25 protein-coding genes are annotated in these 23,743 nt (G+C 55.4%); 21 read left to right on the top strand and 4 right to left on the bottom strand.

All coding sequences use genetic code 11. From position 1 onward, the window contains the following. Positions 1-494: 494 nt before the first annotated feature. A complete protein-coding gene (locus GQF02_RS03855; protein ID WP_160794986.1) occupies positions 495-1,295 on the top strand; it encodes a type I-G CRISPR-associated protein, Cas3-extension family in 801 nt (266 codons plus the stop codon). Positions 1,296-1,535: 240 nt separating this feature from the next. Here GQF02_RS03855 and GQF02_RS03860 read toward each other — a convergent pair whose 3' ends face one another. Beyond that, positions 1,536-1,868, bottom strand: coding sequence for a hypothetical protein (locus tag GQF02_RS03860; RefSeq protein ID WP_160794988.1), 333 nt, complete (start codon positions 1,866-1,868; stop codon positions 1,536-1,538). Positions 1,869-1,960: 92 nt separating this feature from the next. Here GQF02_RS03860 and GQF02_RS03865 point away from each other — a divergent pair, with 92 nt between their 5' ends. The 15 genes from GQF02_RS03865 to GQF02_RS03935 all read left to right on the top strand — a co-directional run bounded on the left by GQF02_RS03865 (position 1,961) and on the right by GQF02_RS03935 (position 16,796). Beyond that, positions 1,961-5,335, top strand: coding sequence for a TM0106 family RecB-like putative nuclease (locus GQF02_RS03865; protein ID WP_160794990.1), 3,375 nt, complete (start codon positions 1,961-1,963; stop codon positions 5,333-5,335). A gap of 1 nt (position 5,336) precedes the next feature. Further along, positions 5,337-6,323 carry a helix-turn-helix transcriptional regulator gene (locus tag GQF02_RS03870; protein ID WP_160794992.1) on the top strand — a complete coding sequence of 329 codons (987 nt, stop codon included), beginning with the start codon at positions 5,337-5,339 and terminating at the stop codon, positions 6,321-6,323. A gap of 100 nt (positions 6,324-6,423) precedes the next feature. Further along, positions 6,424-7,527 carry an HNH endonuclease gene (locus tag GQF02_RS03875; protein WP_160794994.1) on the top strand — a complete coding sequence of 368 codons (1,104 nt, stop codon included), beginning with the start codon at positions 6,424-6,426 and terminating at the stop codon, positions 7,525-7,527. Between the two features lie 93 nt (positions 7,528-7,620). After that, positions 7,621-7,911 carry a hypothetical protein gene (locus GQF02_RS03880; RefSeq protein WP_160794996.1) on the top strand — a complete coding sequence of 97 codons (291 nt, stop codon included), beginning with the start codon at positions 7,621-7,623 and terminating at the stop codon, positions 7,909-7,911. A gap of 269 nt (positions 7,912-8,180) precedes the next feature. Then, positions 8,181-8,561 (top strand): hypothetical protein, encoded by a 381-nt coding sequence (locus tag GQF02_RS03885; protein ID WP_160794998.1) that lies wholly within the window; start codon positions 8,181-8,183, stop codon positions 8,559-8,561. Further along, the gene (locus tag GQF02_RS03890) at positions 8,485-10,095 is read left to right on the top strand and encodes an McrB family protein (protein WP_160795000.1); all 1,611 of its coding nucleotides are present in this window, start codon (positions 8,485-8,487) and stop codon (positions 10,093-10,095) included. Before GQF02_RS03885 ends, GQF02_RS03890 begins: the two co-directional genes overlap by 77 nt. Continuing rightward, a complete protein-coding gene (locus GQF02_RS03895; protein WP_160795002.1) occupies positions 10,095-11,384 on the top strand; it encodes an McrC family protein in 1,290 nt (429 codons plus the stop codon). Before GQF02_RS03890 ends, GQF02_RS03895 begins: the two co-directional genes overlap by 1 nt. Before the next feature lie 674 nt (positions 11,385-12,058). Next, the gene (gene hflX, locus GQF02_RS03900; protein WP_160795004.1) at positions 12,059-13,447 is read left to right on the top strand and encodes a GTPase HflX; all 1,389 of its coding nucleotides are present in this window, start codon (positions 12,059-12,061) and stop codon (positions 13,445-13,447) included. A gap of 176 nt (positions 13,448-13,623) precedes the next feature. Continuing rightward, positions 13,624-14,100: an FKBP-type peptidyl-prolyl cis-trans isomerase gene (locus GQF02_RS03905; RefSeq protein WP_124736349.1), complete on the top strand. Its 477-nt coding sequence runs from the start codon at positions 13,624-13,626 to the stop codon at positions 14,098-14,100. 299 nt (positions 14,101-14,399) lie between these two features. Beyond that, the gene (locus GQF02_RS03910) at positions 14,400-14,759 is read left to right on the top strand and encodes a carboxymuconolactone decarboxylase family protein (RefSeq protein WP_160795007.1); all 360 of its coding nucleotides are present in this window, start codon (positions 14,400-14,402) and stop codon (positions 14,757-14,759) included. Further along, positions 14,759-15,274: a VOC family protein gene (locus GQF02_RS03915; protein ID WP_160795009.1), complete on the top strand. Its 516-nt coding sequence runs from the start codon at positions 14,759-14,761 to the stop codon at positions 15,272-15,274. Before GQF02_RS03910 ends, GQF02_RS03915 begins: the two co-directional genes overlap by 1 nt. Continuing rightward, positions 15,271-15,711, top strand: coding sequence for a DMT family transporter (locus tag GQF02_RS03920; RefSeq protein ID WP_160795011.1), 441 nt, complete (start codon positions 15,271-15,273; stop codon positions 15,709-15,711). Before GQF02_RS03915 ends, GQF02_RS03920 begins: the two co-directional genes overlap by 4 nt. After that, complete coding sequence (locus GQF02_RS03925; protein ID WP_160795013.1) at positions 15,711-16,169, top strand: DMT family transporter; 459 nt, start codon at positions 15,711-15,713, stop codon at positions 16,167-16,169. Before GQF02_RS03920 ends, GQF02_RS03925 begins: the two co-directional genes overlap by 1 nt. Further along, a complete protein-coding gene (locus GQF02_RS03930; protein ID WP_160795015.1) occupies positions 16,162-16,491 on the top strand; it encodes a hypothetical protein in 330 nt (109 codons plus the stop codon). Before GQF02_RS03925 ends, GQF02_RS03930 begins: the two co-directional genes overlap by 8 nt. Before the next feature lie 89 nt (positions 16,492-16,580). Further along, the gene (locus GQF02_RS03935; protein ID WP_160795017.1) at positions 16,581-16,796 is read left to right on the top strand and encodes a hypothetical protein; all 216 of its coding nucleotides are present in this window, start codon (positions 16,581-16,583) and stop codon (positions 16,794-16,796) included. A gap of 2 nt (positions 16,797-16,798) precedes the next feature. On the opposite strand, the gene GQF02_RS03940 is transcribed toward GQF02_RS03935, so the two are convergent. Beyond that, on the bottom strand, positions 16,799-17,722 hold the full coding sequence (locus tag GQF02_RS03940; RefSeq protein WP_160795019.1) for a LysR family transcriptional regulator: 924 nt from the start codon (positions 17,720-17,722) through the stop codon (positions 16,799-16,801). Positions 17,723-17,911: 189 nt separating this feature from the next. Between GQF02_RS03940 and GQF02_RS03945 the strand changes: the two genes are divergently transcribed. Further along, positions 17,912-18,484, top strand: coding sequence for a flavodoxin family protein (locus GQF02_RS03945; RefSeq protein WP_160795021.1), 573 nt, complete (start codon positions 17,912-17,914; stop codon positions 18,482-18,484). Between the two features lie 68 nt (positions 18,485-18,552). Here the strand turns inward: GQF02_RS03945 and GQF02_RS03950 are convergent, their stop codons facing one another. After that, entirely contained in the window at positions 18,553-18,705 is a 153-nt protein-coding gene (locus GQF02_RS03950; protein ID WP_235930048.1) for a lipocalin/fatty-acid binding family protein, read from the bottom strand. 384 nt (positions 18,706-19,089) lie between these two features. Here GQF02_RS03950 and GQF02_RS03955 point away from each other — a divergent pair, with 384 nt between their 5' ends. From GQF02_RS03955 to GQF02_RS03970, 4 genes are all read left to right on the top strand, one after another. Then, the gene (locus GQF02_RS03955) at positions 19,090-20,394 is read left to right on the top strand and encodes an NAD(P)/FAD-dependent oxidoreductase (protein WP_220789323.1); all 1,305 of its coding nucleotides are present in this window, start codon (positions 19,090-19,092) and stop codon (positions 20,392-20,394) included. Positions 20,395-20,557: 163 nt separating this feature from the next. Beyond that, entirely contained in the window at positions 20,558-21,055 is a 498-nt protein-coding gene (locus GQF02_RS03960) for a lactoylglutathione lyase family protein (protein ID WP_160795023.1), read from the top strand. Positions 21,056-21,293: 238 nt separating this feature from the next. Continuing rightward, on the top strand, positions 21,294-22,100 hold the full coding sequence (gene dkgB / locus GQF02_RS03965; RefSeq protein WP_160795025.1) for a 2,5-didehydrogluconate reductase DkgB: 807 nt from the start codon (positions 21,294-21,296) through the stop codon (positions 22,098-22,100). A 12-nt stretch (positions 22,101-22,112) separates the two neighbouring features. Further along, positions 22,113-23,123, top strand: a complete 1,011-nt coding sequence (locus GQF02_RS03970; protein WP_160795027.1) for a zinc-binding dehydrogenase — start codon at positions 22,113-22,115, stop codon at positions 23,121-23,123. A gap of 77 nt (positions 23,124-23,200) precedes the next feature. Here GQF02_RS03970 and GQF02_RS03975 read toward each other — a convergent pair whose 3' ends face one another. Beyond that, complete coding sequence (locus GQF02_RS03975; protein ID WP_456236732.1) at positions 23,201-23,524, bottom strand: DMT family transporter; 324 nt, start codon at positions 23,522-23,524, stop codon at positions 23,201-23,203. Between the last annotated feature and the right edge of the window lie 219 nt (positions 23,525-23,743).

The raw sequence follows: 23,743 nt of genomic DNA on the forward strand, positions 1-23,743 counted from the left end.
CGTGGCACGAGCAAGTGAAACTCGCCAGACGTGGTAATCGCTGTTTTCTTGATGCAGATTCCCGATTTCTCATTTGGCAATCCCTCCGGAAATTAGCTGCGGTTAAAAGTAGAATTTTCCCCAATGCAGTCCGAGGGGGTTGCATGAAGATGTCACGCTCGGCGGCATGACCCTGAAACAGAAATTCGCACTGTTAACCAACTCTACTTCTCGCATTGCTAAAAATGGGGGGATTACCAAGAGGCTGCACTGTAAACCGGAGATAGATGCCTGATCCCTCGCTCAAGCGGGGCGCTAATGATTAGCCATGTGGCTCGCTTAGTCTTGGAAGGTAGTGCATCAGGCTTGGCCCAAATTGGCCATCCCGTTATGCTTTCTATGAGCAAAGGGTGCAGATTCTTGCAAGTCGTTGCACGTATAAGTACTTGTATTTGTTTGTTTTTCATTTGTAGTCAATGGGTTGCGAAACGGTCTGCCTGCACTGTGGCCTGGACGTGGCCCTGTCCTGGCAACAAGGGTATGCAGAGCTGGAAGACGTAGATGGCGAGACACTGCGCGAGTGTCTGCTGGCGCATATGCGCGGGTGCAGTCGGGCACCCGAGTTCAACTTTATGGTCCAAACCGACAGCGCTGCTCCTTGCCCGGTGCAGCACCTTTGCAAGATTAGTCCGGCCGACTATCAGACCGCCGCGCAGGCCATGGCCGATGACCAGCGGGCCTTGGGGTTTCTGGCCGGTTTCGCGACCGATACGGTAGTGGGTAACAAGGGTTTTGTCAGCCCAACAGCGTTCGATTTTTCTTCGGGCAACCAGAAACTGGCTCAGAAATTCTGCGGCTTGGCCGCTTTGCTGGATCCGGATAGCCGGCGGGGGCGAAAAGCACTTCCGACAGAGGTTTTGCTGGAAGCCGCGTTGTTGGGCGGGGTGTACGCACGCGATCAGCATAGTCTGGGCTGGGATCCGGTTATCTTGAAAAGCCATGGCTACGCAGGCAAGGCGCCGACCAACGATACCCAACTGTCCCAGCCTTGGCTGACGTGGCTGGCTGTCGAGTCCTTGCCGTGGCATCCACTGGTGCCGGACGGGAACAATCGTGCGGTGACCACCGGCTGGCGCAGGGGAGGTGCCTATCTGTGGCCGGAGTGGACCTGTCCGTTGACGGCCCCAGAGGTGCGGTTGCTGCGCGCGCGGCCTGTCGATACGCTGGGCTATCTGCCCGGCGTACAGGGGGTATGGCTGTCACGTCGTATCGGCGTCGGCGAGTTCAACTTTTTTGCCCCCGCAACGCGAACCTGAAGCGGCCATGTTTTGCCTGTCAGGTTCGCATACACCGTCAGCTCAAGTAGGAGAAGGCATTTGCCTGTTGCTGCGTAGCAAAGGAGAGTCCGAATGGTGGACTGCGCTTGGGTTCGCGCAATGGGCCGTTTTTACCCCATCTTTACAACGGGTTATCAGGGGTTGGGTGTTATCCGGCCGTGAGGCCGGACTTCGTTGAAGCATGCCCTGCCTTTGTGGTGGGTGAACTCGACTCACTAGCTAGTTGCGCAAGATGCGCTTGTAGCGGTGGCCAACGGTGATGATCTGTCCGCTGGTTGAAACCACAACGTATGCGTTGAGCTGGTTTTCCAACTGTTTAACATGGGATGCCCCGACATGCTTGCGCAGTTGGATACGGCGCGTCTTGTCGAAATAGCGGATCACGGCCCCTTTATGGTCATAAGCCTTGCGGCCCCATTCGATCAGGTAGTGGATGGTTGACCCGGTAATGGCCCGTTGCTTCATTTGAGTGAGTGCGTGATTGCTAATCTGCATGGCGATCCCCCGACAAGCTGTGGCGATGGCGTCAGTGTGCTGGATAGTATGGCTCATGGAATGAGCCACCTGCTGAAAATTTACGAGCTCGTTCCGTGAGCTAGTAAACGTGGTAAATTCCCCTTTCTGTCTTATGACAAGGGGGTTTCATGCAACGGATAGCCGGCGAGATTGTCCTATCGGCAAGCGATCTTTCAAATTTTTCCGAGTGTTCGCACCGGACATGGCTAGATCGCCTGCACCTGGATCATCCGATGGTTAAGGCTCAGGATGACGAACAGGCACTGCTTGTACAGGGGAAAGGCTATCAGCACGAAGAAGCCTTCTTTGGTCGGATAAAGGCCGAGGCAGACAGCTGGGTCAAGATCGAGACTGACTGGCCGCTCCCCAAAAAGCTGGCTGAAACCAGGGCGGCCATCCGCGACGGGGTAGCGGTGATCTATCAGGCGACGCTTAAGCGTGGCCGCCTGATGGGCCATGCAGATTTTCTGATCAGAACCCATCGTGGCAGCAAGGGGCAATGGCTGTACGAGGTGGCGGATACCAAGTTGGCCCGGTCGACCAAGGGCAAGTTTTTGCTCCAGCTTTGTTTCTATTCGGATCTGCTCTCCGACCTGACCGGTGAACTGCCTCAGCACATGCACGTGGAGTTGGGGGACGGGCAGCGCGAGAGCTTCAGGGTGGGTGACTACTTTCACTATTACCGTGCGCTGCAGACAAGCTTGCTCGATTATCTTGCCGCCTACCCCGATGAAACCCACGCTCCATACCCGAGCCCTTGCGACCATTGCAGTCTGTGCCCATGGCGGGAGCGTTGTGCTGACCGGCGGGTCGCCGACGACCATTTGTCTGCCGTTGCGGGCATTACGCGCCAACAGATTGCCCGACTCGAAGCTGCTGATATCCGTACGCTGGCCTCGCTCGGGACATTAGACGCAAGTCAGCGCATTCCCCAGTTCACTCCCCAGACCTTGCTGAAATTGCGTGAGCAGGCACGCCTGCAACTCATGGAACGGCAGACGGGCCAGCCGCTTGTCGAATTGCTTCCGGTGGAAGCGGATCTCGTACGAGGTTTTGCCCGGTTGCCCAAACCGGATAACGGGGATGTCTTCTTTGATATGGAAGGCGACCCGATGCAGGACGGCGGGCTCGAATACCTGTTCGGCCTGTACTACTTCGATGCGGGCAAACCGGTGTTCAAGGTTTTCTGGGCACATGACCGGGCTGAAGAGCGGCAAGCCTTCATCGATTTTATCGATTTTGTGATGGCTCGCCGCACTGCCTACCCCGGCATGCACGTCTATCACTATGCGCATTACGAGAACACGGCGATCAAGCGGTTGATGACGTTGCATGGGGTGCGCGAATCTGCCGTGGACCAGTTGCTGCGCGAGCACCGATTGGTGGATTTGTACAAGGTAGTACGGGAGGGAATCCGCGTCTCGAAGGACAGTTACTCGATCAAGGCGATTGAGACGTTTTATTCGGAAAAGCGAGCTTCCGATGTGAAGAAAGCGACCGACAGCATCGTCGTTTACGAGCAATGGCGCGAATCCCAGGATCCGAGCCTGCTCGAATCCATCCGCCAGTACAACGAGGAGGACTGTCGCTCGACCTGGAAGTTGCGCGACTGGTTACTTTCACTGCGTCCCGCAGATTTGGCGTGGTTCGCGGCAGGGGCTGCGACAGAGGCAACGACGACTGGGCGAAGCAAGTCCGATAAGACGCTTGAACACGAACAGAGGCTGGAGACTTTCCACCAGCGTCTGCTTGTACGCCCAGAAAATCCTTCGCTTGATCCGGAGTTGGCTAATTTGGTCGATTCGCTGCTTGATTTTCATCGCCGGGCGGCGAAGCCACAGTGGTGGGCGTTGTTCGAGCGCCAAGAGGCGGATCTATCCGACTTGATGGAGGAGCCTGAAGTCATCGCCGGACTGTATGGTCCCGAATATGTCGATGATGGCGAGCGGCACCCGATCTACCGTTACCACTATCCTGAGCAGGATTTCAAGGTCAGAGCTGGCGATCGCGCGGTTCGCCTCGACAACCTCAAGGAGCTTGTGGTTGCAAACATAAATGAAGAAGCCAATTTCGTCGAGCTGGAGATCCCCTTGGCCAAAGGCGAACTTACGCCTCCAGTGAACATTTCTATTTCGATCGGTGCCCCGGTCAATACGAGCACGATCCAGGCTGCCTTATTCGATTTCGCGGATGCCCTTATCCGTGGCGACGGCCGCTACAAAGCCGTTATCGCTTATTTGCAGAGGCAAGCACCAACGCTTGTGGGAGTGAAGCCCGGGCAGCCGATTGTCGGTGCGACCGTTACCCCCCTCACGGCAGCCATTGCTGCGGCTGAGCGGCTTGATTCATCCTACCTGTTTATTCAGGGCCCTCCTGGTACAGGCAAGACCTATACCGGCTCGCATCTGATAGCCGGTTTGTTGCAGGCAGGGAAACGCATTGCCGTTTCGTCGAACAGCCATAAGGCCATCAACAACTTGCTGGCAGCAGTAGATAAGCGAATGGAGGCGGCGGGCTGTTCCTATTACGGAATCAAGAAAATATCGAAGCCGGAACAGGCGATCGAGAGCCGGTTTATTGAGAACTATGACTCAGACGCAGCAATTCTGAAGGCCTCGCCCGTCCCGCAACTGGTGGGAGGAACAGCTTGGACACTTGCCAAGGCAGGTTTCAGGGAGGCGTTCGACTACCTGTTCATCGACGAGGCAGGGCAGGTTTCCTTGGCCAACACCATCGCAATGGGGATGTGTGCAAAAAACATCATCTTGCTCGGCGATCAGATGCAGCTTGGGCAGCCGATCCAGGGTAGCCATCCAGGCCGCAGCGGCGAGTCGGCATTGGAGTTTCTTCTGAATGGGGAGCCGACCATCTCTCCGGAAAAAGGCATTTTTCTGGACCTGAGCTATCGCATGCATCCCGACGTATGCCGGTTCATCTCGGATGCGATCTACGAGTCGCGACTGCGCTCGGCGGAAGTTGCGCTGGGCAGAAAGCTTGTCCTGAATAATTGCGCGCACCCGGCCCTCCGTGCGACCGGAATCCGGTACGTTCCAATCGCGCACAATGCCTGCTCGCAACGAAGCGAGGAGGAAGCGACAGCCGTGCGGGACATTGTTGAAAACCTTCTTTCCCAGCGTTACCTGGACGATGCGGGAAACGAACTTCCTTTCACGCTCGAGAACATCCTGGTTGTGGCTCCGTACAACATGCAGGTCAATTTGCTGAAGCGGAGGCTTCCGGAAGGAGCGAGGGTTGGAACGGTAGACAAATTTCAGGGGCAGGAAGCCGAGGTGGTCATCGTTTCGATGGCGACCTCGAGTGCAGAGCACCTTCCCCGGAACCTGGATTTCCTGTTCAGCAAGAACCGGATCAACGTGGCGGTCTCGCGGGCGAAGTGCCTCTCCATCGTCCTTTTCAGCCCGAAGCTGCTCAACCTGCGCTGCAAGTCTCCCGAGGAAATGGCGTTGGTCAATACATTTGCCTACTTGAAGGGGGTGAGCTGAGATGACGCAGGCTGCACGGCTACGCACCATCATGGCAATCCTCGAAACAAGCAGGCATCCGGTACACAAAGATGTATTTCTGAGCGAACTGGACGTATCGCCAGCAACATTCAAACGCGATCTCGATGTGCTGAGGGATCAGTTCCAGGCGCCGATCGCATGGATGCGGGGGGAGGCTGGTTTTCAGCGTGGCTACGTGCTTGAGGACAAGGAATGGTCTTCCGGAAAGTTGGGCCTGCCCAGAGCCTGGTTCACCGCGACAGAAATTTATGCGCTATTGATGATCGATACGCTGGCCAGTCACATTGCACCTGGTTTGCTGACGGAGCACTTGCAGCCACTTATCTCGCGCATTTCCCTTGCGCTTAGTGCAGCTGAAGACGCTCCCGAGGACATTCGCTCGCGTGTCCAGCTTCTGTCTTCGTCAGCGAGAAGGCGGGAGGCGCCCCAATTCGAGCATGTAGCCAGGGCGACGGTGCGCAGGTTGCGTCTGGAGATCTTGTACTTTACCAGAAGCCGGAATGAACGAAATATCCGCACCGTATCACCTCAACGCCTCATTCATTACAAGGAAAACTGGTACCTCGTTGCCTTGTGCCACCGTGCGGAGGCGTTACGGGTTTTCGCGTTGGACAGCATAGAGAACGCGAAAGTGTTGGAGACGCCGGCCAGCGAAGTGGATAAGAAGGCCATTGATGGTGTGATTGGCAAGGACTTCGGGATCTATGCGGGTGGCGACCGGAAGTGGGCGAAGCTGCGTTTCTCCGCACTCCAGGCTCGGTGGGTCGAGGCTGAGGTTTGGCATCCGGAACAGAAGGCATCCCGTCTGGACGGTGGTTCCCTGCTGCTCGAAGTGCCATACAGCGACCAGCGCGAGTTGCTGCTCGACGTCCTCAAGTTTGGTGCAGAGGTAGAGGTACTAGAACCACCGGAACTGCGCGCGGAGGTGCGGTCACGTCTACTGCGAGCTTTTTATCAGTATGAATGATCTAGTAGCTTACTCTGTGAGCCACTAGTAGGGATAGAATCCTGTATGTTGATAGTTTCAATGGTTTATTGAAATTTTAAATATCTTTGAGAGGTTTAAATTGGCTGACATTGTTTACTATTGGAAAAATCTTGAAGATGACCTTATTGCAGGTCGCATTGGTTATCTGCAAGGTGATAAAACTAGTTTAAAAAAACACAGTGAAGATCGCTTTTCAGAATATATCTGGATTGTTCGTAAGAGTAATGATCAATTATGGTTGCTCGGTAAGCTTAAAATCACGAATAAGAAACCGAAAAATTTTCCTGAAAAAAACAAAAAAGATCATATCTATTATGATGCATCTGAATCGTTCTTTTTTAGGGATGTATCTTTTGTGAGTGATTGTGTTAAGGATGAGCTCTCTAAAGCAACTGAAAGAATGCGGAAAAGTAATTTCAGAGGTAGCGGATCTGAAGACGTTCTTGAGCCAAAGTTTGAAGTTGATTTGATTGCTAAAACTAAAGATGCAGAAAAGATCTGTTTGAATGACTTTTTAAGGTTGTTTGAGAAAGATGAGGTGCAGATGCCGCCATATCGACGAGCCATAAATCGGAGGGAAGCCATCTCAATTAAAGATCATGATGGAACTTGTGCTGTTTTGAGGTTGAAAAATTCATCCGGAAATGCAATAGATTATTCTTCGCAAAATATAAAATTAAAAGACTCTGGCGAAGAGTTACTGGTTGCTAATCTGGGTGATGCTGTGTCGGCTATAGACGTAGATGAATGTAGAAGGGAGATTGACAAGGTTTTTTTGAATCTAGAGGGCCAAGATATCGATGCAGTCGTTAAGCGAAGAGTCGGGCAAGGTATTTTTAGGAAGTTACTCTTAAAATATTTCGGCGGTGTTTGTTGTGTGACGGGGTTGAGCAATATGAGCTTGCTTATTGCATCTCATATTGTCCCATGGTCTAAGTCGGAACCAGATCAGAAGCTTTGCCCAGACAATGGGTTGCTGCTTTCTGTCTCGATGGATGCTCTATTTGATAAGGGTTTGATCTCTTTTTCGAATGAAGGAGATCTCCTGCTTAGCAAGGAACTTGATATTGCGACAATTGAAGTCCTTGGTCTTGAACGAAATTTTTCCCTTTCAACGGGGTTGTTGACGGAAAGGCGAGTGAAAAACTTGGCGATACATAGGAAAAATAATGGATTTGATTGATTTAAAACAAAGTGATGATTTTGCTTGATGGTTGAATATTTTTTACAACCCTAGCAATTCAAGTCATTTTGATAATGACAGTGCGAGTTTAGTATGTCTGCTAATAAAGCTAGCAAGAAGGTTGTTAATAAATCAGCATCTTTTAATTATTTAAATTTTTCAAACTATCGCATTGGTAGAAATGAAAGTTGGTTGAATTCATTTGCGCTATCTTGGTTGATTCCTCTGGTTTGTGGTGAATTGCTTGCGAAGCACCTACTGAGGCTTCCATTTTCACCTATTAGGGCATTGCTTGGGCTTGTTTCATTGTTGTCTTCTATTTTTCTGGTTTTTGTTTATGGATTTTTTGGTTTTGTGTATTTGTCGAGTAGTGGTAGGACTTGAATGTTTTGCTGCTGTTATTTTTGTTGGGGTTTTGAAGGTTTAGATTTATTTGTGGCGGCCATTTGTTAATATTTTGATGGTTGTTGCCACTTGGGGTGCTACTAATAATGGTTTTTTGTCGGTGCTTGTTTTTTGTGGCGTGCAAAGATTTACCTGTTCAATTAATACTTGATGGGGAGTGATGTAAAATATCACAGAATGGTTGTGGGTTTGTGTGGAGGTTCTGATTTGCTATGCAATTTATAGTAATTGTATTTATGGAGGTTTGAGTGGAAAGTTTTAAGTTAAGCGGTCAAGAAGGTTTGATTGGTACAACAATTCAAATTGTAATTGATAAAGAGGCGTGGTTGACGAGAAATAAATTTGAGATTTCTTCAGATTTTGTTGGTTTTATTCCGAAGGATGCTCTTGGGGCTCGTGGGAAAGCTGATGAAGATAAGTACCCTGCTCGAGGTGTTCCTGTTGATTTTGATTATGGGATTGTGCAGAGTAAGTGCGATATTGCGACTCGATCAAGTGGGGTTATGAGGCCTAGAGATAACTCTGGAATGAGTAAATTTTTGAAGTATTCTAATGCAAAAATTGGTGATGTTGTGTGTATTACAAAAACAGGGGAGCGAAGCTTCAAAATTGCTCTTGTTAGGCGTTAATGTGAGTCAGCCGTTTTTTGATAAGGAGATGTCTTTTAGTCAAAAAATCTCTATTAATGAGATTAGAATTGGTGAGATTGATTTCAATCTTTTGTTTCTTTCGAAGATTGAGAGATTCAAAGTTGGGGAAAACTCTTATAAGACTATTACAAATGATGGTGTTGAATTTACAGTTGGATTGCGCGATGGGTTCCCCCCTAGGATTTATGGTGATGGATTGTTGAAATGGTTAACTGGGCGTGGTGTGGCGCCTGGTGATGGGTTGGAATTATTTTTTTCAGATCCAAATGCATTGGTTATTTTTTTGGGGTTTGGTGATGATCGAGAGAATTTTAAAAATTCCGTAGATGAGATGGTGCATGTGAAGAGTGTAGATAAATTTCCTTTGAATCAAATTATGTTTGGACCTCCAGGTACGGGCAAAACATATGATGTTGTTTATGCTTCGTTGCAGATTTTGGATCCTTATTCTGTTGAGTCTTATGAGGCTGCACTGAAAGTGGCTGGTGCTCATAAAGATAAGTCTAAGGCACGTGAGGTGTTGAGAGAACGATTCGATTTTTTTTGCGATAAAAAGCAAATTAGATTTGTTACTTTTCACCAGAGCTTCAGTTACGAGGACTTTGTAGAAGGCTTGCGTGCTGAGACAGACGAAAAGTCTGGACAGCTCCATTATAGGGTTGCGAACGGTATTTTCAAAACCATGTGCATTGATGCTAAGGTTGAAAGTAGGGCCGCTTTTGATTTTATCAACAACATGGATCTAAATGAAAATCATAAATCCTCTGATCCGAATTCTGAGGAAAAGCCATACGTCCTGATCATTGATGAGATTAATCGTGGAAATATTTCTCGCATCTTCGGCGAGCTGATCACCTTGATCGAACCGTCCAAGCGCGCCGGTGCCGATGAGGAATTATCAGTGACGTTACCATACTCGAAGGAGCGCTTCAGCGTACCGAGTAACGTTTACCTGATTGGAACCATGAACACTGCCGACCGCTCATTGGCTGGCTTGGACTTGGCGCTGCGTCGCCGTTTCACCTTTATTGAAAAACCACCCAAACCTGAGCTACTGGACGGGCTAAAGGTAACTGGCGTTGACATTGGCCGCATGCTGCGGGTGATGAATCAGCGAATTACGGTGCTGCTCAACGCCGACCACTGCTTGGGGCAGGCCTACTTCATGCCGCTGCTGCGAGACCCAACACTCTCGCAACTGTCCGCGATCTTCCGCCAATCCATTCTGCCGCTACTGCAGGAATATTTCTTCGAGGACTGGGAGCGCATTCGCTGGGTACTGAATGACCAGAGCAAGCCTGATCATGCGGCATTCATTGTGGCAGACAAGTCGCTTGATCTTTCCGCTTTGTTTCCGCAGGTGCACGACAAGCTGCGCCAGCGTTCTCAATGGTGTCTGAATAGCAAGGCTTTTGATCAGCCGGCCGCCTACGCGTGGATCATTGGCATCCCATCTGTGGCACAACAGACTACAGCTCTTGTAGAGGCCACTCCCGAGGCAGCAGAAGCTTGATGGATTCCCGCATAGTAGTCCGCGAGTATGCGCGGCTGACGACCGCCAAGCTACCGAGCAATACGCTTGACGAAGCTCAGGTCAGCCCGTCGGCCTTCGCATGGCTGTGCGAACTGATGGCGGGCTACCGCCGCTCGGGGGCCCAACTGATGCAGTTGGAGGGGCGGCAGTGCCTGCGGTTGGACAGCTACGTTGGTGTGCTGGAGAGCCCATGTGGGCAGGTGATCGAGATCCTGCCCAAGCACCACGAGGAGGGCGACTGCGAGGCGGCTTCCCGCCAATTGTTGTGCAAGTTGATCGCGAGCCTACTGGATACGGACAGCCGGGAAGTGGACGAGGCCGGGCTGCAGCTCTACCAGGCGCCACTTGCGGAATGGGTGATGCGCCAGTTTCTGAGGGCGCTGGAGCAACTGTTCAAGCGCGGCCTGCGTTTTGACTACCAGCGCATCGAGGAGGAACAACGCTTTCTGCGCGGCCAGCTTGACGTGGTTCGGCAGATGCGGCAGCCCCCGGGGCGCGACCATTACTTCCAGATCCGCCACGACGTTTTCCTTCCCGATCGCCCAGAAAATCGCCTGCTAAAGAGCGCGCTGCAATTGGTATGTGAGGCCACACAGGACAGCGACAACTGGCGTCTCGCCCACGCGCTGGCCAACCTGCTGCATGAGCTGCCTGCGAGCCGAAACACCGAAGCGGACTTCAGGCAATGGCGGGACGACCGGCTGATGGCGCACTACCAGGTAGTGAAATCCTGGTGCGAGTTGATCCTTTACCGCCACATGCCACTGGCCGTCGCTGGCGACTACCGTGGCATCAGCCTGCTGTTTCCTATGGAGAAACTGTTCGAGGACTACGTTACTCGATGCCTGCGCGCAAGCTTGCAAGCAGGCGCACACCTGACTGCCCAAGTGAGCCGTCACTCCTTGTGTGTACACCAAGGCAAGCCAATGTTTAAGCTGCAGCCGGATTTGCTGATCGAGCAAGGCAACTCGTGCTGGGTGTTAGATACTAAATGGAAAAAACTCGACAGCAGCGACCGTGAGGGCAAGTATGGTCTCAGTCAGGCTGATTTTTACCAGTTGTTCGCCTACGGACAACGTTACTTGGGCGGAAAGGGGGAGCTTGTGCTGATCTATCCTGTATCCCGAAATTTTACATGTGCCTTGCTGCCATTTGAGTTCGATTCTGCACTTCGTTTGCATGTAGTGCCGTTCGATCTTGACAAGGAACAATTGTTGTTGGCAGATAGTAGCTTGCCGATTAATTCCTTAGTGCCAGCGTTAGCATGACATGCCCTTTGAGGGCGGTGCGCTCTCAAGAGTTAGTGTGTCGTCGAAGCCCGAGCACCGTCTCGGATTATGCAGGTAGTTGATGCCTTGGATCGCAGCAGAAGAAGGGCGTTAACTGTCTGGTGAGTGATTGGCCCAAATTGGCCATCCTGTTATGCTTTCTATGTGCAAAGGGTGCAGATTCTTGCAAGTCGTTGCGCGTATAAGTACTTGTATTTGTTTGATTTCCCTTTGTGGTCAACGGGTTGCGAAACGGCCTGCCTGCACTGTTAATCCGCAGGTCGCAGGTTCGAGCCCTGCTCGGGGAGCCAAGCATTACAAGGACTTAGTCGTTTTTCGACTAAGTCCTTTTTGCGTTTTGGCCCAGTTTTGCCCCAATGCATGGGCAAATGGCCTTCCGAGCAGGCGGTATAAAACCGGTCACTACACATGACTCCAACACAATTATAGAGTTGGGGCATATTTTGGGCTGGCTTCGGCAAGTTGTGCATCTGCCTTGTGCGTCGGCTGGATACGCACGACACCCCGTTCAAATTGGCTTTTTCCCTGATGTGCTTGCGCCTTGTCGACCGGTTTTGTTAGCTGCTATCGATTGCCTGTCTCGTATTCGGCCAACGGGAAGTGCCATTTGTGCGTACTATCTGGGCTTGTCATCAAGTTAAAGCCATCTGTACATGCAAACAGAAGTCAAAGAGAAGCCCCGTTACGCCCTGGTGGCATCGGTCCAGTTGCCGGATGTCAGTGATGTCGAGTTCGAGGCCTCGCTCGCCGAACTGAGCGAACTGGCCAAGACGCTGGGTTTTCAGGTGGTGCAGACCTTTGTGCAAAAGCGCAGCAGTTTCGACCGCACGGCGTATCTGGGAGTGGGCAAGCTGGAAGAAATCAGCATGTTCGTCAATCGCGGTGTCCGTAGCGACGAGCGGGACGCCGGTTCGCCAGCGCTGGACGCCGACACCGTCGAGTTCGATGTTTTGCTGGTGGACCACGAAATCTCCCCGTCGCAAGCGCGCAATCTGGAACTGGCCGTGGGTTGCCCGGTGATGGACCGCACCATGGTTATTCTGGAAATTTTTCATCGCAATGCCCGCTCGCGCGCGGCACGCGCGCAGGTGGAAATCGCCCGCCTTGGCTATATGGCGCCGCGCCTGCGCGAAGCGGCCAAACTGGCCGGTCCACAAGGGCGGCAGCGTAGCGGCATGGGGGGGCGTGGTGCCGGTGAATCGCATACCGAACTGGACCGTCGCAAGGTACGTGACCGCATCGCCGAGCTGCAACGCGAAATCATCGCCATGGAACTGGAGCGCAAGACCCAGCGCGCACGCCGTCTGGAACGTCAGGGCCTGGGGCTGGGCGGGGTGTCGCTGGTGGGGTATACCAATGCCGGAAAGTCTACGCTGATGCGGGCGCTGACCGGCAGCGAGGTGCTGGTGGCCAACAAGCTGTTCGCCACGCTGGACACCACGGTGCGTGCCCTCTATCCGGAAAGCGTGCCACGCGTGCTGGTCAGCGATACGGTCGGTTTTATCAAGAACCTGCCTCACGGACTGGTGGCCTCTTTCAAGTCCACGCTGGAAGAAGCGCTGGATGCGGCGCTGTTGCTGCATGTGATTGATGCCAGTGATCCCGGTTTCCAGCGCCAGCTGGAAGTGACCGACGAAGTGCTGCAGGACATCGGCGCCGACGAAGTGCCGCGCATTCGCGTGTTCAACAAGATCGACCATGTCGGTGATGAAGCCGAGCAGGCTGCCTGGACTGCCGAACTGCAGCAGCGCTATCCGGGCTGTGTGGTGATGAGTGCGCGCCGCCCGCAGGAAGTGGCCAGCCTGCATGCGATCATCGTCTCCTTCTTCCAGCAGGATCTGGTGGAGGAAGAGCTGCTGCTGCCATGGTCGGCACAACAACTACGCGGTGACATTTTTGGCCACTGCCAGGTGCTGGAAGAGCGTGCCGAGGAAGAGGGCAGCTGGTTCCGGGTGCGTGGCGAGCCGGAAAAACTGCGCAGTCTGCGTGAGCAGCTTAATCCGGGTGCGCAGGGCAGGGTAAAGGAAGACTGGGAAGTCTGAGGTGCGATCGCAGCATGGGCTGAGCTAAACCAGCCTTGCTGCACCAATCGGATTCAGCGTGCAAAGCCTCTTCCCTCCGGGACATGCCGGATGTGAGAGGCGTGACTTGCCAGCCAGTTGACACTCCCGCGCTGAACTGCGAACCTTCCCGATTCAATTTATTTGCATTGCCTGCCATGAAAATCACCCAAAACACTGCCGTCACGCTGCGCATGAAAGTCACAGACAACCGTGGTCTGGTCTACGAGGATGGCAAGACCCCGGTCTCCTACCTGCACGGCGATTACGATAACCTCTTCCCAAAAGTGGAAGCCGCACTTGAAGGTCAGGAAGCCGGCTTTCAAACCACGCTGGAACTCGCTACCGAAGACACCTTCGGCGAACGCGACGAGGCTCTGGTCACTACCATGCCCAAGGCCGAATTCCCGCCGGGCGTCAAGGTAGGCAGCCAGATTCAGCGCCCCGGTCCGGATGGAGAATTGCGTTACTACTTCGTCACCAAGATTAAAGGCCCAACCGTATTGCTGGACGGCAATCACCCTCTTTGCGGCAAAACCCTGCGCTTCGCCCTGAAAGTTATGGACGTACGTGTGGCAAGCGCCGAGGAAATTGCTCACCAGCATGTGCATGGCGAGCACGGGCATCAGCACTGACACCACCCCGCCATCACAAGCAAAGCCCTCCCCATTCGGGAGGGCTTTGTTTTGCCTGGATCCACGACCTGCATTTGGCGCAGGTGATTTGCTCCTGATCCGCCCGCCACTCTGAGTCCCAGGTTCTGATGGTGGCCATCCTTGATCACTGCGAATTCGTCTGCCCCATCTGCCCTGTCTACTGTGCAAAATCTGCATAAGTGATGTTCCGGTTCACTCATTTTTCAAAATCCTGCGATCCATATAATCGCACCTCATCTGCTGCAGCAAACCAAATAAAGCAATTTGAGGCGATACCTATGACCAGACTATTTGAAAATGCAGTGCTCGATGACCAGGCTCTAGTCAGCGGGCTCAAATCCATCCACCCGATCTGGGGGGACATGACGGTTCGTGTGGCCGGCGAAGCCTGGGGCATGCCGCTGCTCGATCAGAAAACCAAGGCGCTCATCACCATTGCCATCGACCAGATGGCCCTGAACGTCAACGGTGAGGGCAACCCCTTTGGAGCCCACGTCGATATGGCTCTCAAGCAGGGCGCCAGCTATCAGGAGATTGAAGAGCTGATCGTCTTTGCGTCGGTTTATACCGGCTTCAATAAAGGTGCGACCACCATGGGGGCTCTCAACAAACTGCGTCACGAACGGGGAGAGATCTAATGGCTATTCCAGGATTGAAAAAACCGGATCACATCGGCTTCACCGTACCGAATCTGGCGGAGGCGATCGCCTTCTTTGCAGAGCACTTCGACTTTGAACTTGCCTACGAATTCGGGCCGTTTGCTGCGACCGACAACTGGATGGCGGAACACCTGAACGTTGATCCCCGCGCCGAAATCACCCGCATTGCCGTGATGAACGCTAAAGGGATCAATCTGGAGATCTTCGAATACGCCAGCAATATTGAGCGCAGCCTGTCGGCGCCCAACAACGCCGATATTGGCGGACACCATCTGGCCTTCTATGTGGAGGATATGGCGGCGGCGGTGAGCTATTTGCAGGCGCAGGACATCAAGGTCCTGGGCGAGCCGACCTACATGACGGAGGGGCCGACCGCCGGCGAGTCGTGGGTCTACTTCCTCGCACCTTGGGGCATGCAGTTGGAGCTGGTTTCCTACCCGGATGGCAAGGCCTATACCCGCCACTCGCCAGTTGCGCTGTTTGATCCGCGATGAACGCACTCTTTGTTTTTCTGATCGTGATGGCCGGGATGGGCCTCTCCTTTGAGGCGGGCCTGCTGGGCCCGCTCGGGGAACAGGTGGGGCATCTGTGGGCCACCCTCAGCATCTTCGGGGTGGGCGCGGCGCTACTGTGGCTGATCCGCTTCTTCACCCCGCAGACGACGCTTCAGGGCTGGCAGAGCGTGCCGAAGTGGCAGCTGACCGGCGGCTTTCTGGGGCCGATCTATGTGGTGGCGCTGACCCTCTCGACCCCCGTGCTGGGGGTGGCGATGACAATGATCTGCGTCCTGCTGGGGCAGATCACCAAGAGCTTCGCCATCGACTACTTCGGGTGGTTCGGCATGCCGAGGCGGGCCACCCGTCCCCTCAGGGTGGTGGCGCTGGGCTGCATCGTGCTGGCACTCCTTTTTACCTATCTGGGGGCTCGTTGATGGTTCTGATTATCGTGCTGGCAATCGTTGCGGGGATGGCGCTTAGCGCACAGGCAGCGATCAATGGTCAGCTGGGGGAGAGGGTCGGTGTTGTGCAAAGCGCACTGTTGACCTTCACCGTGGGCACCGTGGTGACCGCACTGCTGATCTTTTTCTTTGAGCCGCCCTATCAGGCGACCTTGCTAACCGTACCGAAATGGCAGTTGGCCGGTGCGCTGTTTGGCATCGTCTACATGGTGGTGATGGTGGCGGCCATTCCCCGGGTGGGGGTTGCCATCGCCACGGTGGCGACCATTCTGGGCCAGATGGTGATGAGTCTGGTGATCGACACTTTGGGGTGGCTGGACAATGCGCCCATCGAACTTAATTACTGGCGCCTTGCGGCAATGCTTGCGGTGGCATGCGCGCTAGTCTGCATCTATCTGGCAAACCAACAACAGGAACACGTGAATGAGTAATCAGGCAAGAACCTTGATCGTTTTTTTCAACCTCAAGCCAGGCACGAGTGAAGCGGAGTATCTGGCGTGGGCAAGGCAGGTCGATCTGCCCACCGTCAACAAACTACAGAGCGTTAACTCGTTCGAAGTCTTTAAAGGATTGAACATCCTGGGACAGCAGAGCGCCTCTCCCTGGCACTACTTTGAGGTGATTCATATCACCTCGGAGGCCGAGTTTTTGCAAGAAATTCAAGGCAAGGAGATGCAGCAGGTCATTAGCCAGTTTCAGGCCTTTACCAGCGATGCCCATTTTATCTGCACACAGGATGTGGCGACGCTGTAGCAGATCTACTGCATGGCGAGGGGAGGAGGGCGTCCCCTCGCCAATCAAGCCCCCGCTGCATTTGTCCGGAACGAACCTGGAGACTTTCCATGAAAAAATCGTTGATCGAGTACGTTCATGTGCTGGCCGTCATCTTTCCGCTGACGCTGTTCATCCCGCGCTGGATGGCGCCGCTGCTTCAGGGATGGCAGCTTGACCCTGCCATGCCGGCAGCCATCTTGCTGATCGACAGTGTCATTGTCGCCTGCGCCGTCTTTGTGCTGCTGCCCACACTGCACAAGGTTACCGGCAGGCTCTTTGGCTGAGCCTATTGGGCATCCCAGTAACAAGGGGAGCCATATTTCCCGGCCAGGAAATCGATGACCACCCTGACCTTGGCGGCGGGCTGGTCCGTCTCCAGATAGAGTGCACGGATCACCTGCGGTTCTACGCTGGTGGAAATGTTGAACTGCCCCATGACGGGTTTGAGGCGCCCTGTTTTTAGCTCCTCCCCGATAAGCCAGGTGGGGAATACGATGATTCCGGTGCCGGCAACGGCGCCCTCTACCAGCGTTTCGGCATTGTTGCTATAGAGGGAGCCGGTTACCTCGTAAGGCTCCAATTTTTCGAGACCGACAAACCAGCGCTGCAAGCCGTTGCTGCCTTTGAAGACCAGGCAGTTATGCTGAGCCAGTTCTTCGGGCGTACGCGGCTCGCCGTGCCGGTTTATATAACTCTGGCTGGCCGCCATCACATATTTTTGTTGCCCGAATGGCTTCATTCTGAGGGAGGAGTCCTGTGAGACTCCGATGCGGATCAACAGGTCGATCGACTCGGCCGCTGGGTCAACAAACTGATCCGTTTGCTGGAGCTCGACTTTCAGTAATGGATAGCGTTCAAGCAATTCGGCAAGATAGGGCGCGATGTGAAGCCTGCCAAAGGCTACGGGTGCACTGATCTTGATGGTGCCTCGCGGGATATCTGCCCGTTGTTCTATCTGGCTGACCACGCGCTCATATTGCTGCAGGATCTCGGTGCATTGCCTGGCAAAGGCGAGCCCCTCATCGGTCAGCGAGATGGAACGGGTATGGCGGTGCAGCAATTTGGAGCCAACCTTTTCCTCCAGTTGGGCCATTTTTCGGGAGACCGACGATGGCGTCATGTCTTGTCGGCGCGCTACGTCAGAGAAACTACCAAATTGGGTAGTCATCAGAAAGAGCTTTATTTCCAATAACGAAACATCGTAGTTCATAAATGGCCTCCACCGTCACCGCCCCAAGGTTAATAGCTTTGCATCGCCCGGAGCAAACGGTGCTGTGGCTCCGCGTGCTTTGCGTATCAGGCAGGCGGGTGGGTTGGCTCCGAGCATATAACCTGAAGCTAGCAGCTCGCATAGGTGTCGCTAGCCTCTACCATTTACCCTCATCAGGAAAGTACAGATATGGCTAACATCGTCGTGGTATTTCATTCCGGCTACGGCCACACCCAACGTATGGCAGAAAGTGTCGCAGCAGGAGCCGATGCCAAATTGCTGGCGATCGACGCCGAGGGCAACTTGCCCGAGGGCGGCTGGGAAGCACTGGCCGCTGCCGACGCGATCATCATGGGTAGCCCCACCTATATGGGTAGTGTCAGCTGGCAGTTCAAGAAATTTGCCGACGCCTCGTCCAAACCATGGTTGGGTCAGCAATGGAAGGACAAGCTGTTCGCCGGCTTTACCAACAGTGCGACGATGAACGGCGACAAGCACTCGACGCTGCACTACCTGATGACGCTGGCAATGCAGCACAGCGGGCTGTGGGTCGGTACCGCACTGATGCCAAGCAATAGCAAGGCGGCCCAGCGCAACGATATCAACTACGTTGGCTCATTTGCCGGTGCGATGGCGCAAAGTCCGTCCGACGCCCGCGTGGACGAAATGCTGCCTGGTGACCTGGAGACTGCACGCCGCTTCGGCGAACGCGTCGCGCAGGCGGCTCAGCGTTGGGCTGGTGAAGTGGTATCAGCTGACTAATCCCGCTGTCGGCTTCGGCTAAAGCCCCTGCATCACTCATCATTCTGTCCGTCAGTGTACGCCCGGCCTCATGGCCGGGCGATTTCGTACCATTTTCCGCTGTAGCGCGCAGGCTCAAACCCCGTCACCGGCGTGATGCCCTGCGGCGGCAAGGTCGAGCAGGCGGCCAGCAAGCCGCAGCACAAAACCAGCAACGAACAGGGCAAGGAAAGAGCGTTCATACCAGCCCCTTTCAAGATGAGGGTACGTAGGGCGAACCTTGCCAGCTAACCCGAACCGCCACAGTCGTCACCTGAGCGAGTGGCAGAAGCGTTCTGCCACGGTCGCAAATACAGGCTGATCCTCCTTGCGCCGCCACCAAGCCTCCGGGGAGGTTTGCGGAAGAAACGACAGGCGCCGTTGATCACAATTGCTTGCCGGGACATTGCTCGGTAGACTTAAAATGTCCAATGAGTAAATGGTGGGCTGCCGGGACTTCATGGGTATGCGGTCAGATTGACTGCACGCCTGCGTTGTTCGGCTCGCAACGCGAGCCTTACTACGAAATCTCCTGATGGTAATCGAACTGCCGCGCCTTGCGCGGCAGACTTTTATGTGACGAAGTCTTGAAAGTAACGCCGATGCCAGCACAACGCATTCCTTCGTACTATAGCGCCACCATCCATCACCCCACCGATTACCCAGCCTTGTCCGGGGATATCCAGGTAGACGTCGCCATCATCGGCGGCGGCTTCACTGGCCTTGCGACCGCCGTCGAGCTGGCCGAAAAAGGCAAGAAGGTAGCCCTGCTCGAATCAGCCAAAATTGGATGGGGACAATCCGGACGCAATGGCGGTCAGGTGACAGGCAGCTTGTCGGGCGAAGGAGCCATCAAGCGCCAACTCAGCAAATTGATCGGCAGCCAGGATGCCGAAGATTTCATCTGGTTTTTACGCTGGCGTGGCCACGACATCATCAAAAACCGTATCGAAAAATATGGCATCGAGTGCGATTTGAAATTTGGCCATTTGCACACCGCGTACAAACCCAGCCACATGAAAGAGCTCCAGGCCGAGCTAAAGCTCGCCCAACAACGCGGCATGGGCGATCAGGTCGAACTGGTCGAAGCCAAAGACATCGGTCGCTTCCTGGATAGCCCGATCTACCACGGCGGAATTTACAACAAGAAGAATATGCACCTGCACCCGCTAAACTTGTGCATCGGCGAAGCCAGGGTGCTGGAGCGTCTGGGCGGGCTTGTTTTCGAAAACTCTCCGGTGACCCGCATCGTCCACGGCGACAAGCCTGAGGTGCATACCGGACAAGGCCGCGTGCGGGCCAATCAGGTCCTGCTGGCGGGCGACGTTTATCACAAACTGGAACAGGATAAGTTGGGCGGAATGATTTTCCCGGCCGCCGGCGGCATTGTCGCGACGGCTCCGCTGGGTGACCTGGCCAAAGAACTGAACCCGATGGACGTCGCCGTTTACGACTGCCGCTTTGTCCTCGACTACTACCGGATGACCGCGGACGGACGCTTGCTGTTTGGTGGCGGCGCCAATTATTCCGGCAAGGAATCACGCGATATCGCCGCAGAACTGCGACCCTGCATTGAACGGACATTCCCCAGACTCAAAGGCGTGGACATCGAGTTTGAGTGGAGCTGCAATATGGGGATTGTCATCAACCGCGTCCCGCAACTGGGCAAGCTCTCGCCGAATGTCTGGTACGCACAAGGTTATTCCGGTCACGGTGTCGCGACGTCCCACATCGTCGGTGAAGTCATGGCGAACGCCATCAACGGGCAGATGGACAAGTTCAACGTGTTCGACAAGTTCAGCCACGTACGCGTACCGCTGGGCGACTGGGTCGGCAACAAACTACTCGCCCTGGGCATGCACTATTACCTGTTCATGGAGCGCTTCCATTAAGCTTCGCAAGTAAACCAAACCGCCGAACGGCGGTTTTTTTATGCCTGCCGTGGCAAGCTAAACCATAAGCAAATTTAATCGAAACCATAACATTTACGTTATTTAAATTATGGTAACGACTTCCTAGAATGGCGGCTTCCAAACACCAGCATCAGGAAAGAGCATGAGCTACCCGCGCAACTTCAGCCATATCGGCATCACCGTCACCGACCTCGAAGTCGCCGTCAAGTTCTACACCGAAGTGATGGGCTGGTACCTGATCATGCCGCCGACCACCATCACCGAAAACGACTCCGCCATCGGCGTGATGTGCAACGACGTGTTCGGCCCGGGCTGGGGCTCGTTCCGCATCGCCCACCTGTCGACCGGCGACAAGATCGGCGTCGAGCTGTTCGAGTTCCCCAACAGCGAGCGCCGCGAGAACAACTTCGAGTTCTGGAAGACCGGTGTGTTCCACTTCAGCGTGCAGGACCCGGACGTCGAAGGACTGGCCGCCAAAATCGTCGCCGCCGGCGGCAAGCAGCGCATGCCGGTGCGCGAGTACTACCCGGGCGAGAAGCCGTACCGCATGGTCTACATGGAAGACCCGTTCGGCAACATCGTCGAGATCTACAGCCACAGCTACGAGCTGACCTACTCGGTCGGTGCGTATCAGGGCTGAGAGCGTGTTCACGATCTCGCGAGCGAGGGCGAGACAAGGCGAAAACGGCTGAGAAAGCGGAATGTACAGGTGGTACATGAGCATTTCGAAACCGTTTTCAACGCCGTATCGCTGATGCGCAGCAGATCGTGAACAGGTTCTGAGGCTGAAAGCAGCCCCACCGTCGCCAGCGGTCTTGAGCCTCGCGCCAATGCCGCTGGCGGACTTGTTGACCACGCAGACCTAGCAAGGAGTTCACATGGGCATTCCGGCCATCGGTGTCGGCACCTTCCGCCTCAAGGGGCAAACCGTCATCGATTCGGTGACGCAGGCGCTGTCACTGGGTTACCGCGCGATCGACACCGCGCAAATCTACGACAACGAAGCGGACATCGGGCAGGCGATCAGGGCGTCCGGACTCTCGCCCGACGCGCTGTTCATCACCAGCAAGGTCTGGGTCGACAGCATGGCGCCGGGCCAGTTGCAGGCGAGCCTGCGCGAGAGCGCGGACAAGCTGGGGGTCGACCGGCTGGACCTTGCGCTGATTCACTGGCCGGCGCCGAACGGCCCGGTCAGGCTGGAAGACAGCGTGGAAGCGCTGGCCGACGCGCAGGCGCAGGGGCTGACCCGGCTGATCGGCGTGTCCAACTTCAATATCGCCGACACCACGCGCGCGCTGTCGGTAGTCGGCCCGGCGGGCCTTGCCACCAACCAGATCGAACTGAGCCCCTATGTGCAGAGCCCGCGTCTGGTGCGCTTTTTGCAAAGCCAGGGCGTGCACGTCACCTCGTACATGACCCTCGCCTACGGGCAGGTGATGCAGGATGCGGTGCTGCAAGGCATCGCCGCCAGGCACGCGGCCACCGTCGCGCAGGTCACGCTGGCCTGGGCCATGCAGCAAGGCTTCTCGGTGATCCCTTCGTCCACCCGCGCTGCCAACCTGCAAAGCAACCTGGCGGCAAGCGAACTGGTACTGGACGAGGAAGACATGGCCGCCATCGCCCGTCTCAACCGTCAGGCAAGGCTGGCCACCCCGCCCGGCATTGCCTCCGCCTGGGATGACTGAAAGGACGCAGCCATGACTGACACCAACATGCAGGCCTTCGTGCTGCCAAGCGCACAAGCTGACTTTGCGCTGCAGGCCGCTACGCTGCCGCGCCCCGCGCCGGCTGCGGGCGAAATCCGGCTGCGCGTCGCCGCCGCCGCGCTCAACCCGGTCGACGCCAAGCTGTGCGTGGGCGGCCATCCGGCCTGGCGCTGGCCGCATGTGCCCGGCGTCGACGCCGCCGGGGTGGTCGACGCGGTAGGCGAAGGCGTGGACGCTGCCTGGCTTGGCCGGCGCGTCATCGCGCATACCGCGCTCGCCCGCCCCGGCACCTTTGCCCAGTGGGTGGTGACGCCGGCGCACGCGGTAAGCACAGTGCCGGATGAGATCGACCTCGTCACCGCCGCCAGCCTGCCGTGTGCAGCGCTGACGGCGTGGCAGGCGCTGTCGCGCCGGTTGCACCTGCAATCGGGGCAGAGCATCCTGATCGAGGCGGCCGCCGGCGGCGTCGGCGGCTTCGCGGTGCAGATGGCCAAGGCACTGGGCGCGCGCGTGATCGCCACTGCCTCGGCACACAACGCAGACTATGTCGCGTCGCTCGGCGCTGACGCGGTCATCGACTATCGCAGCGAAGACGTGGCCGCGCGGGTGCGCGCGCTGACGGAAGGCGCTGGTGTTGACGCAGTGCTGGATGGCATCGGCGGCGAAGCCGCGCATCGCGACCTGCAACTGATGAAATTCGGCGGGCAGTTTGCCAGCCTGCTGGGGCTGCCCGACACCGCCGGCATCGACCTGTTCGCGCGCGCCCCAGGCATCCACGTGATCGCGCTGGGCGGCGCGTGGATCAGCGGCGACCTCAACGCACAACGGGACCTCGCGCGGATGGGGGACGAGGTGCTGGCGATGCTGCAGCAAGGCAGGATCGCCCCGCTGCCGATCGAAGTGATCCCGCCGGATGCGGCGCAGTTGACCGCCGCCTTGCACCGGCAACTGGCCGGACGGGTGCGCGGCAAGCTGGTGCTGGCGTTGGGTGGCCAGCATTGAAACGGCCAGTCAGCGCGCTCTCGCCAGTCAGCCGACGACCTGCTCGCAAGATGTTGAAATCGGCCAGCTAAATGGGCTCAGTGCGCCAGTTTGAGCGTCACCACCCCTGCGATGATCAGCCCGACCCCCATGAAGCGGGCAAAAGTTGCCGGATCTCCGTAATACAGAATCCCGACAAGGAAAGTGCCTGCACCTCCGATGCCAGTCCAGACAGCGTACGCGGTACCAATTGGAATGTGCTTCTGTGATAGCCAGAGCAGGACTCCACTTGCTGCCATGAAAAAAATCGCTGTGGCGATGCCAAGGACCCGTGTGGCAGGATCCTGTGCCATTTTCAGGCCGACCGGCCAGCCTATTTCAAGAAGACCGGCAAGAAAAAGGTAAATCCAACTCATGAACATCACAGAAGCTTTCCTGTTAAAATACGATCGTATCGTAACAGGGAAAAGGAGCAATGGAAAGTGACGAGACCCCGAACCGTAGACCGTGAACGCTTGCTGGAATCTGTAGAACAAGTCGTTTCTACCTTGGGCCCCTCCGGGCTCACGTTCGGCGCCGTGGCGACGACATCCGGCCTTTCTAAGGCCACGGTGCAATCGGTGTTCGCCAGCCGAGAAGGC

The sequence above is a fragment of the Craterilacuibacter sinensis genome (genome assembly GCF_009831765.1).
GTDB classification, from domain to species: Bacteria; Pseudomonadota; Gammaproteobacteria; order Burkholderiales; family Chromobacteriaceae; genus Craterilacuibacter; species Craterilacuibacter sinensis.